The sequence below is a fragment of the uncultured Campylobacter sp. genome (assembly GCF_937890585.1).
Classification (GTDB): domain Bacteria; phylum Campylobacterota; class Campylobacteria; order Campylobacterales; family Campylobacteraceae; genus Campylobacter_A.
Genome location: NZ_CALACG010000224.1, coordinates 1 through 2694 on the forward strand (window position 1 = coordinate 1; position 2694 = coordinate 2694).

1 protein-coding gene is annotated in these 2694 nt (G+C 35.4%); it reads left to right on the forward strand.

Annotation, left to right across the window (positions count from 1 at the left end; all coding sequences use genetic code 11):
• The first annotated feature begins 191 nt into the window (after positions 1-191).
• Positions 192-2441 carry a bifunctional diguanylate cyclase/phosphodiesterase gene (locus tag Q0296_RS06670; RefSeq protein ID WP_298038328.1) on the forward strand — a complete coding sequence of 750 codons (2250 nt, stop codon included), beginning with the start codon at positions 192-194 and terminating at the stop codon, positions 2439-2441.
• Positions 2442-2694: the final 253 nt, after the last annotated feature.

A 2694-nucleotide genomic window follows, 5' to 3' on the forward strand; every position in this document is an offset into this window, starting at 1 on the left:
ATTTGTTGAGCATTTTTACGCTAGATACGAGGCTATCGGAAACGACGTCGATGATAGTGGCGAGTGGCAAAGGTGGCAAAAGCTAGCCCAGGAAGCGGAGAAGAGCCGTGCTTGATAGAGTGACAAATTTTCATAGCGGATCGTTTTTATTTATATTTATTCTCCTTATTACATATTTTACAGCTATATATTTGGATAATTTTTTATATCTAACTGCTACATCTATCGTTTTTGATGCTTTTTTATTTTTATTTTTATTTTTTAGGGTAAAAGATAGCAGAAATTTAAACTCATACTGGCTTTATATAGTTTTAGGTGTTGCAGCGTGGGTTGTTGCTGATGTTTTATGGATGCTTTATAATGATTTAGATTTTAGTGAAAATAATATTTCTCGCAGAAGCTTTATGCAAATTTTATACCTAATGCCATTTGCAATGTTTTTGACAGCTTTCGTTACACTACTTGCTAGAATTTTAAAGCGAATGATATGGCAGCAAGTAGTCGTAGATATGCTAGTTATAGTATTTGTAGCCTCTAGCTTTTTTTGGTTTGCTGTTTTTAATATGAATTTTGCGGTGATTTTAAACAAAGAATATCTTTTAAATCTTGCTTACATCGTAATGGATATTTGTATGTTTTGTATGATATTTGTCACATTCTTTTCGATAAATTTCAGAAAAAGGCATATAAGCTTGCTACTATATCTGCTTTCGATGTTGGTTATTTCTATCTGTGATACATATTATTCAACTAGGGATTATTTTGGCCTTGAGCCTACAGATGTTCATTATGATGTCTTTTTTAAGGTTGCATTTTTTATTATTTTCATGGCCAGTTTGCATCTGGTAGAAAATGAAGGAAATATCAAGATAAGGCTTCATAGGATAGATTTTCAAATGGTATTGATAGAAAAAGTCGCCATTTTGTTAATCGTTAGTTGTGTTGCTCTTGGTCTTGCTGGTACTGGTAAAATTTACTCTATCTGGATCGCTTTTTTGCTTATGACTTTGTTGGTATATGCTGCGATAACTTATAATATTTCATATAGTGAAAATACAAAAAAATTAGCTCGCAAAGAAAAAATCATAATCGCAAAGCTCGATGATGAGATAAGAGAGAGCATTAGGGAGCTTGAAGAGAAGAATCAGCGGTTAAAACAGCTTAGTGAATTTGACTCGCTAACTGGTCTTTTAAACAGAAAATCATTTTTAGACAAGCTTACTGAGATGATAAAGACAAAGGCGCTTGGCGAAAAGATAGATACTTATAGCATCGATATTAACCACTTTAAGGTAATAAATGATACGTATGGCCATTACGTGGGCGATGAGGTTCTTTTAAATTTATCTAAAAAGATTAAGACTATCTTGCCAGAGGGTGCAATCATCTCAAGATTTGGTGGTGATGATTTTATGATAGTTTTAAAGCAAAAAGAAGATGGTCATTTTAGAGAATTTTTATACTATCTACTAAAGGTTATAGCCGAGCAGATCGTAGTTGGAGACTACAAGATAGGTCTTGGGGCAAAGATAGGTATAAGCTCAACGCAAACTAGCGAGATAATGGCTGATGACCTCATCATGCAAGCTGGAGCGGCACTTGACGCAGCTAAAAAAGATGCAAATACAAAATATGTCTTTTATGATGATATAAAAGAGCAAATTCAGGAGAAAAACTACATAGAAATTTTGCTAAATTCGATGAATTTTGACGATGAATTTAGCCTAAATTTCCAGCCGCAATACCTGCTAAATGGTAAAAAGATCATAGGGGCTGAGGCGCTTATTAGGTGGAACTCACCGGTTAAAGGCTTTGTAAGTCCAGCTAAATTTATCCCGATAGCCGAGCAAAGCTCTATTATAAATAGTATTGGAACATGGGTGGCGCGTGAGGCCATAAGGCAGATGAGCTACTGGAACAAAAAGTATGGTATCAACCTAAAAATAGGTATAAATATCTCGCCAAAACAGGTTGATAATATAAATTTCTCATCTGATATCTTAAACTACGTAAACGAATACGGCATCGATCCAAAGTGCATAGACATCGAGCTTACAGAGGCAAGCCTCGTCAATGCCGAGGAGATCATGCAAACTGTCTTGGCTGAGTTTTCACAAAATAAGATGAGTATCTCGATCGATGACTTTGGCACTGGTTTTTCGTCGATGAACTACATCAAAAAGTACCCGCTAGATAGGCTAAAGATCGCAAAAGAGCTAGTTGATAACATCGCTACAAACGAGATAGATAGAGACGTAGTAAAGAGCGTTATAACATTTGCTAAAAATATCGGGCTAAAAACGATCGCTGAGGGCGTTGAGGACGAGACTCAGCTTGAAATTTTAAGGGAGCTTGGCTGCGACGAGATACAAGGCTACTTCTGGGGCAAACCGATGAATGCAAAAGACTTTGAGGAGCTTATAAAAAGCTCGCTGGAGTAGGAAATTCTTCTCTTGGTTTTTTAGTTTTTCACATCTTTTTCACATGGTAAAAAGTTTAAAAATTTAAACTATATCAAATAAAATTTATGCTAGGCCATGACGCTTTGGTAGTCTAAATTTTCAAATTTTAGTATTGGCTTTTTAGTGTTTTTGGCTAGCAGCTGGATCATTTGTCTGCTCTCGCCGCTCTTTGGGATGATGAGGTGGATCTTTTCGCTTACAAAGATGATAAAGATATTTTTAAGCTCATAAA